Source organism: Sphingopyxis sp. RIFCSPHIGHO2_12_FULL_65_19, from assembly GCF_001830555.1.
GTDB lineage: Bacteria > Pseudomonadota > Alphaproteobacteria > Sphingomonadales > Sphingomonadaceae > Sphingopyxis.
On the sequence record NZ_MIAM01000042.1, the window covers coordinates 5,407 to 12,994 of the forward strand.

Annotated in this window: 8 protein-coding genes; 7 read left to right on the top strand and 1 reads right to left on the bottom strand. The window is 64.8% G+C overall.

Annotated features, from left to right (window positions below; genetic code table 11):
* Positions 1 to 285: 285 nt before the first annotated feature.
* Positions 286 to 1,005 carry an SDR family oxidoreductase gene (locus tag A3E77_RS12160; protein WP_293646257.1) on the bottom strand — a complete coding sequence of 240 codons (720 nt, stop codon included), beginning with the start codon at positions 1,003 to 1,005 and terminating at the stop codon, positions 286 to 288.
* A gap of 70 nt (positions 1,006 to 1,075) precedes the next feature.
* On the opposite strand from A3E77_RS12160, the gene uvrC reads away from it, so the two are divergent.
* The 7 genes from uvrC to A3E77_RS12195 form a co-directional block, all read left to right on the top strand.
* On the top strand, positions 1,076 to 3,010 hold the full coding sequence (gene uvrC, locus A3E77_RS12165) for an excinuclease ABC subunit UvrC (protein WP_293646259.1): 1,935 nt from the start codon (positions 1,076 to 1,078) through the stop codon (positions 3,008 to 3,010).
* Between the two features lie 10 nt (positions 3,011 to 3,020).
* Positions 3,021 to 3,404 carry a PaaI family thioesterase gene (locus A3E77_RS12170; protein ID WP_293646261.1) on the top strand — a complete coding sequence of 128 codons (384 nt, stop codon included), beginning with the start codon at positions 3,021 to 3,023 and terminating at the stop codon, positions 3,402 to 3,404.
* Complete coding sequence (gene recO, locus A3E77_RS12175; RefSeq protein ID WP_293646263.1) at positions 3,401 to 4,138, top strand: DNA repair protein RecO; 738 nt, start codon at positions 3,401 to 3,403, stop codon at positions 4,136 to 4,138. Before A3E77_RS12170 ends, recO begins: the two co-directional genes overlap by 4 nt.
* Positions 4,139 to 4,186: 48 nt before the next feature.
* A complete protein-coding gene (gene leuB / locus A3E77_RS12180) occupies positions 4,187 to 5,233 on the top strand; it encodes a 3-isopropylmalate dehydrogenase (protein ID WP_293646265.1) in 1,047 nt (348 codons plus the stop codon).
* Between the two features lie 16 nt (positions 5,234 to 5,249).
* Positions 5,250 to 6,458 carry a trans-sulfuration enzyme family protein gene (locus A3E77_RS12185; RefSeq protein WP_293646267.1) on the top strand — a complete coding sequence of 403 codons (1,209 nt, stop codon included), beginning with the start codon at positions 5,250 to 5,252 and terminating at the stop codon, positions 6,456 to 6,458.
* A gap of 17 nt (positions 6,459 to 6,475) precedes the next feature.
* Positions 6,476 to 6,889 carry a Co2+/Mg2+ efflux protein ApaG gene (apaG, locus tag A3E77_RS12190; protein ID WP_293646269.1) on the top strand — a complete coding sequence of 138 codons (414 nt, stop codon included), beginning with the start codon at positions 6,476 to 6,478 and terminating at the stop codon, positions 6,887 to 6,889.
* Positions 6,886 to 7,588 (top strand): LysR family transcriptional regulator (locus A3E77_RS12195; protein ID WP_293646271.1); only part of this gene is annotated, 703 nt, incomplete at its 3' end. The genes apaG and A3E77_RS12195, both read left to right, overlap by 4 nt.

A 7,588-nucleotide genomic window follows, 5' to 3' on the forward strand; every position in this document is an offset into this window, starting at 1 on the left:
CCCAAGCAGACATCGCCTTAAAAATAATCCTTTCCTACATTATCCGGCCGTGTCAGCCTTCATCCAGCTCTTTCATTTGGTGGATCACCGGCAGCCTCATGTGGGCAGCCACGGCGGAGTGTGCCGGGCGCAGCCAGGACAGCGAAAGCGCCAAATCGCGCGATCCATAAGGCTGACCTTTCCTGAACTTTGGATCGAGATGCGGTCCTCATGCCGACCGATCGCGGATCAATTCCGGCTGAAGCATGTCGGGTTCCCATCCCGACGCGGGCATGGCGAGGCCAATCAGAAGCGGATCATGATCCGCCGCGCCAATGCGGGCGAGATGCTGTGGACGAGTTGAAGTATCTTCACCATCCCCGCATTGACCTCGCTCTTGCCGGTCCGGATGCCGCGGACGATCTCGGCGGCACAGTCGTGCGCGCTCATCTTCTTGCCCGCCCGGCCCGCGGTCATGTTCGTTTCGACGACGGGGGGCAGCGCCTCGATGACCCGGACATTGCTGTCCTTGAGCAAGTAGCGGATCGCCTGCGTATAGCTGCGCAGCCCCGCCTTGGTCGCGCAATAGATCGACCCGCCAGCGCGCGGCGCGATCGCGAGGCCCGATGTGACGTTGACGATCACCGCTTCGGGCTGGGCGCGCAGCACCGGCAGCAAGCGTGTGCAGAGCGCGATCGGCGCGTCGAGGTTGGTGCGGATGCAATGCGCCGCGCTTTCGAGCGTGTCGGGCCTGTCGAGCTCATATTCGCTGCCGACCCCGGCATTGTTGACGAGCAGGGCCAGCGGCCTGTTCGCGACGCCGCTGACGACCTTATCGACGCCCGCCGGGACCGAGAGGTCGCCCGCGATCGTCGCGAAACCGAGCGCCGCCATCGCCTGCAATTTCTCGGCCGACCGGCCCGTGACGATGACGTCGGCGCCCGCCGCCTGCAACTGCAACGCGATCTCGCGCCCGATGCCGTCGCTGCCACCCGTGACCAGCGCGAGCTTTCCGCGTAAATTCATGCGACCCCTCCCATGTTGTTTACCACGCACACTATGGCGGCTCGCATCGCCATCGCCTACATGGAAAATCATGGCCCGCCCGAACGCTCCCGACCGATTCAACGAAGAAAAAGCGACCTATGTGATCCGCGGCGGCGACGAGGAGGGCGACCAGCCCGACCTCGCACGCGGCGCCGAGGCGATCCGCAGCGTCGTGCGCAAATTGCCGACGCGCCCCGGCGTCTACCGCATGCTCGATGCGCGCGGCGATGTGCTCTATGTGGGAAAGGCGCGGGCGCTCAAGAATCGCGTCGCCAACTATACGCAGGTTGCGCGGCTGCCGCAGCGGTTGCAGCGCATGGTGTCGCAGACGCGCGCGATGGAGATCGTCACGACGACGAGCGAAGCCGAGGCGTTGTTGCTCGAGGCGCAGTTGATCAAGCGGTATCGCCCGCCGTACAATGTGCTGCTCCGCGACGACAAAAGCTTCCCCTTCATACTGCTGCGCACCGACCATGATTTCCCGCGGGTTCAGAAGCACCGCGGCGCACGCCGCGCCAAGGGGCGCTATTACGGCCCGTTCGCCAGCGCCGGGTCGGTGGGCCAGACGCTCAATGCCTTGCAAAAGACCTTCCTGCTCAGAAGCTGCACAGACAGCTTTTTCGCCAACCGCTCGCGCCCCTGCCTGCTCTACCAGATCAAGCGGTGCAGCGCGCCGTGCGTCGACCGCATCTCGAAGGCGGACTACGCCGGGCTGGTGAGCGATGCGCAGGACTTCCTCGAAGGGCGCTCGACCGCTGTGCAGAAAAGGCTGGGCGACGCGATGACCAAAGCCGCGGACGCGATGGATTATGAGCAGGCCGCGGTGATCCGCGACCGATTGAAATCCCTGACCTTCATCCAGGGCAGCCAGTCGGTCCATGCCGACGGGTTGGGCGACGCCGACGTCTTTGCGCTCGCGGCGAAGGGCGGGCAGCTGTGCATCGCGGGTTTCTTTATCCGCGGCGGGCAGAATTGGGGGCATCGCAGCTTCTTTCCCGCGCATGTGTCGGGCGTGCCCGAGGCCGAGGTGATGGCAAGCTTCCTGATGCAATTCTACGAAGGGGTGCCGCCGCCGAAACTGATCCTCGTCGACCGCGAGCCCCACGAAACTTCGCTGCTCGCCGAGGCGCTCGGTGAAAGCGGCAGCCGCAAAGTCGAAATCAGCGTGCCGCAACGCGGCAACCGCCGCCGCCTGCTCGAACAGGCGGTGCGCAATGCTGGCGAAGAACTCGACCGGCGGCTGGCCGAAAGCAGCAGCCAGGCCAAAATCGGCCGCGACTTGGCTGAACTGTTCGATCTCGAAAATCCGCCGCAGCGCATCGAGATTTACGACAACAGCCACATTCAGGGGACCAATGCGCTGGGTGCGATGGTCGTCGCGGGGCCCGAGGGTTGGATCAAGGGCGCCTATCGCAAGTTCAACATCAAGCGCGCCGAAACGATGCCGGGTGACGATTTCGCGATGATGCGCGAGGTGTTCCAGCGCCGGTTTGCGCGCGCGATCGAGGAAGATCCGGAGCGAACCAAGGGCGAATGGCCCGACCTGGTGCTGATCGACGGCGGCAAGGGGCAGGTGTCGGCGGCGGGCGCTGTGCTCGCCGAACTCGGTATCGACGATCTGACCTATGTGGGCGTGGCAAAGGGGCCGGACCGCAATGCCGGGCGCGAAACCTTTTACCATCCCGACGGCCGCGAATTCACGCTGCCGCCGAACAATGCCGTGCTGTTCTACATTCAGCGACTGCGTGACGAGGCGCATCGCTTCGCGATCGGCGCACATCGCCAGAAACGGGCCAAGGCGATGGGCAGCTCGCCGCTCGACGAGGTGCCAGGGATCGGTCCGGCCCGCAAACGCGCGCTGTTGATGCATTTCGGTACCGCGCGCGCGGTGCGCGGTGCCAGCCTCGAGGATTTGCGGAAGGCGCCGGGGGTGAGCGCCGCGGTCGCGCAGGCCGTGCATGATTTCTATCATTCGGGACGGTGAGGGGAAGATTATGGATTTTGCAGCAGCCATGCCGCTTGCGGGAACGCTGGGCATCACGATCGAAGAAGGCAGCAAGGAGCGGGTTGCGGGCAGGCTGCCCGTGCGAGCAGAAATCTGCACCGCAGGCGGGATCGTCCACGGCGGTGCGATCATGGCCTTTGCCGATTGTCTGGGCGCGGTCGGCGCCTTCCTGACGCTGCCTGAAGGGGCGAACGGCACGACGACGATCGAAAGCAAGACCAATTTCCTTGGTGCCGGACCCGTTGGATCGGTTCTCATCGGCGAAGCGACGCCGGTGAAGCTCGGTAAGCGGCTGTCGGTGTGGCAGACGCGGATCCGCACCGAAGAAGGCGCCGAGGTGGCGCTGGTGACGCAGACGCAGATGGTGCTTTGACCAGCCTGACCGCCGATGCGATCGTCTGCGCGGTCCGCGCGCATGGCGAACATGGCGTGATTCTCCGCGCGCTGACACAAGAGGCCGGGCTGGTCGCGGGCTATGTGCGCGGGGGGCGGTCGACGCGGCTGCGGCCAATATTGATTCCGGGGAACCGGATCGCGCTCGAACTGCGCGCGCGGACCGAGGAGCAGCTTGGCGGTGCGACCGCCGAATTGCTGGAAAGCCGCGCGCCGCTGCTCGCCGAGCCGCTCGCCGCGGCAGCGATCGACTGGACGACGAGCCTCACCGCATCGGTCCTGCCGGAAAGCCAGCCTTATCCGGCGCTCTATTCCGCCCTGTCCGCGGTTCTGGACGCAATCGGCGTCGCCTCGTCCGCCCGCCAATGGGCCGCCGCGCTGGCGCGTTACGAACTGCTGGTGCTGGCGGAGCTGGGGTTCGGGCTGAATCTTGAGGAATGCGTCGTGACGGGTGCGCACGACGCACTCGCATTTATCAGCCCGAAATCGGGCGGCGCGGTGAGTGCAAGCGCCGCGGCCGGTTATGAGGAACGACTGTTCCGCCTGCCGCGCTTCCTGATGGGGCGGGATGCCGGCCCGTCGATGGGCAATGTCATCGACGGCCTCACCATCACCGGGCATTTCCTCGACCGCGATGTTCTCGACGGGCGCAACCGCGACTTGCTCACGGTAAGGCAAAGATTGATCGACCGGCTGGGCAGGGCGGTTGCGTGACGCGCCGACGCTGTTTAAGCGGCGGGCGAGAGAAGAAAGGGCGAAGCGTTGAAAATCCTGCTGCTGGCTGGCGATGGCATCGGTCCGGAGATCATGGCGGAGGCCGAAAAGGTCCTTGCCGCGCTCGCGCTTCCCGTGACGCTGGACCGGGCGCTCGTCGGCGGCGCGGCTTATGCCGCGACCGGCCATCCGTTGCCGCCCGAAACGCTCGCCAAGGCGAAGGCGGCCGACGCCATCCTTTTCGGAGCGGTCGGCGATCCGCGTTTCGACAATGTCGAACGCCACCTGCGTCCCGAACAGGCGATCCTGGGCTTGCGCGCCGAACTTCGCCTGTTCGCCAATCTGCGCCCGGCCAAGCTGTTCGCCGGTCTGGAAGACAGTTCGGCGCTGCGTCCCGAGGTCGCATCGGCAATCGACCTTTTGATCGTCCGCGAACTCAACGGCGACGTCTATTTCGGTGAGAAGGGCATGCGCTCGACCGCAAGCGGCGAGCGCGAAGGCTATGACGTCATGTCGTACAGCGAAAGCGAAGTGCGGCGCATCGCGCATGTCGCGTTTCGCGCGGCGCAGGGGCGTCAGAAGCGTCTCTGCTCGGTCGACAAGGCGAATGTGCTCGAAACCTCGCAGCTCTGGCGCGACGTGGTGATTGAGGTTGCGGCCGACTATCCAGATGTGGCGCTCAGCCATATGTATGTCGACAATGCCGCGATGCAGCTGGTGCGTAATCCCGGCCAGTTCGACGTTGTTGTCACGGGCAACCTGTTTGGCGACATATTGTCGGATCAGGCGTCGATGTGCGTCGGGTCGATCGGGCTGCTCGCTTCGGCATCGCTGAGCGAAAGCAAACAGGGGCTGTATGAACCGATCCACGGCAGCGCGCCCGACATTGCGGGCCAGGGCATCGCCAATCCGCTGGCGATGATCCTGTCGCTCGCCATGCTGCTCCGCCACTCGGGCGGCGACGAAGCGGCCGCTGCCCGGATCGAAGCGGCCGTCGCCAAGGTGCTGGCCGACGGATGCCGCGGCGCCGACCTTGGGGGCAATATGGGCACGGCGGAATTGGGTGATGCCGTTGTTTCGGCCCTGGAAATCTAGTGATACGGATAAAAGAATGAAAAAGACGACGGGTCTCGATCGCAGCAAAACGAAAAACTGGCATCCCGCGACGCAGGCCGTGCGCGGGGGCACCTGGCGCAGCGAGCATGGTGAGACGTCCGAGGCGCTCTTCCTGTCTTCGGGCTTCACCTATGACAGTGCCGAGGAAGTCGCCGCGCGCTTTGCCGGCGAAGCGCAGGGCATGACCTATTCGCGGCTCCAGAACCCCACCGTGGCGATGCTCGAAGAGCGGATTGCGCTGATGGAAGGGGCCGAGGCATGTCGGGCACAGGCAACCGGCATGGCGGCGATGACGACCGCACTGTTGTGCCAGCTTTCGGCGGGCGACCATATCGTCGCGGCGAAAGCCGCGTTCGGGTCATGCCGCTGGCTCGTCGATCATCTCTGCCCTCGCTTCGGCATTGAAACAACCATCGTCGATGGGCGCGATAATGACGCGTGGGAGCGGGCGATCAAAGCGAACACCAAGGTCTTCTTCTTTGAAACGCCCGCCAATCCCACCATGGATATCGTCGATGTAAAGCATGTCTGCGCGACGGCGAAGGCGCACGGGATCACGACGGTGGTCGATAACGCCTTTGCCACGGCGGTGCTCCAGCGGCCGATGGATTTTGGCGCCGACGTCGTTGCCTATTCGGCGACGAAGCTGATGGACGGGCAGGGGCGCGTGCTCGCGGGCGCCGTTTGCGGGTCCGAAAAGTTCATTAACGAGGTTCTGCTGCCATTCCAGCGTAACACGGGGCCGAACTTATCGCCGTTCAACGCCTGGGTGGTGCTGAAGGGGCTGGAGACGCTCGACTTGCGTGCTCGGCGGCAGTCGGAAAATTCACTCGCGGTGGGCAGGGCGATCGAAGGTCGCGTCGCGCGAATGCTTCATCCCGGTCTCGCGAGCCATCCGCAACATAATCTGGCGATGAGCCAGATGGAGGCGTGCGGGCCGATCTTTTCGTTCGTCCTCGATGGTGGGCGCGAACAGGCGATGTCGCTGCTCAACGCGCTCGAACTCGTCGATATCAGCAACAATATCGGCGATTCGCGCAGCCTTTGCTGTCACCCGGCGTCGACGACCCACTATGGGGTCAGTGCCGAGGCGCGGGCCGACATGGGCGTCGTCGAGGGGATGCTGCGGATCAACATCGGCCTGGAAGATTCCCGCGATATCATTGCCGATCTGGACCAGGCATTGACCGAAGTCGGGCTTTGAGCGAGTTTGCCGCGGCCATGCCCGACTCTTCCCTGACCTCCTTCTTTCCCTTTGCGGCGACGACCGGCTCCGTCACCGTGCGCGTGGCGGTCAGTTATCTGCCTGAACAGTCTCATCCGGCGCTCGGTCGCTGGTTCTGGGCCTATCATGTTCGCGTCGAAAACCATGGCGAAGCCGCAGTGCAGTTGATCAGTCGTCACTGGCGGATCAGCGACGGGCGCGGTCAGACCAGCGAGGTCGAAGGGGAAGGTGTCGTTGGCGAACAGCCTTTGATCGCGCCGGGAAGCGCCTATGATTATGTTTCGGGATGCCCGTTACCGACCCCAGAAGGGTCGATGGTGGGCAGCTATGCCATGGAACTGGGCGACGGATCGCAGATGCTTGTCGCCATCCCGCATTTTCCGCTCGTGGCGCCCGCCACCACATCATGAAGCGCACACACCTACCACTCAACGCCCTGCGCGTTTTCGACGCCGCTGCCCGGCACCTCAGTTTCACGCGGGCCGCCGACGAGCTGGCGGTCACCCCCGCTGCGGTCGGGCAACAGATCCGCGCACTCGAGGATATGTTGGGGGTCGTGCTGTTCCGGCGCACGCCCAAGGGATTGGAGCTGACGGGCGAGGCAGACGCCGGACTGGACGCGCTTCGGCAGGGTTTCCTGCAGTTCGAGGAATCGGTGCGCGCGATGCAGGCGGGACAATCGTCGCAGTCGCTGACGATAGCCGCACCGCGCGACCTGACCGCCAAATGGCTCGCGCCGCGTTTGGCGCGCTACAGCCAGCAGGCGCCCGACGTGCGATTCACATTGGTGTCGGCGGACAGCGGCATCGACTTTACCGAAGCGAACCTCGACCTTGCGATTTTCTGGACCGACGGTGCGGGCGAACATGAAGGCGTCGCGCTCGCCGACGCGTTGATGGTGACCGTCGCGGGGCCGGGGTCGAACAGCGACACGCGCATCGCTTGGCCGGGCTGTCCCGTCGCCGACGGCGAACCTGCGCTGCGGCTGGGTGACGCTGGCTTGGCGATCGATGCAGCCGCCAACGGATTGGGACAGGCAAATGTCCCGGCGATGCTTGCCGAGGCCGATGTCGCGGCGGGGCGCGTGCGGGTGGTGGGGGAGGCTTTTG

Excerpts from the sequence above, each read along its gene's own strand:
- A3E77_RS12160 (WP_293646257.1), bottom strand. The coding sequence starts at position 1,005 with ATGAATTTACGCGGAAAGCTCGCGCTGGTCACGGGTGGCAGCGACGGC.
- uvrC (WP_293646259.1), top strand. The coding sequence starts at position 1,076 with ATGGCCCGCCCGAACGCTCCCGACCGATTCAACGAAGAAAAAGCGACC.
- A3E77_RS12170 (WP_293646261.1), top strand. The coding sequence starts at position 3,021 with ATGGATTTTGCAGCAGCCATGCCGCTTGCGGGAACGCTGGGCATCACG.
- A3E77_RS12185 (WP_293646267.1), top strand. The coding sequence starts at position 5,250 with ATGAAAAAGACGACGGGTCTCGATCGCAGCAAAACGAAAAACTGGCAT.
- apaG (WP_293646269.1), top strand. The coding sequence starts at position 6,476 with ATGCCCGACTCTTCCCTGACCTCCTTCTTTCCCTTTGCGGCGACGACC.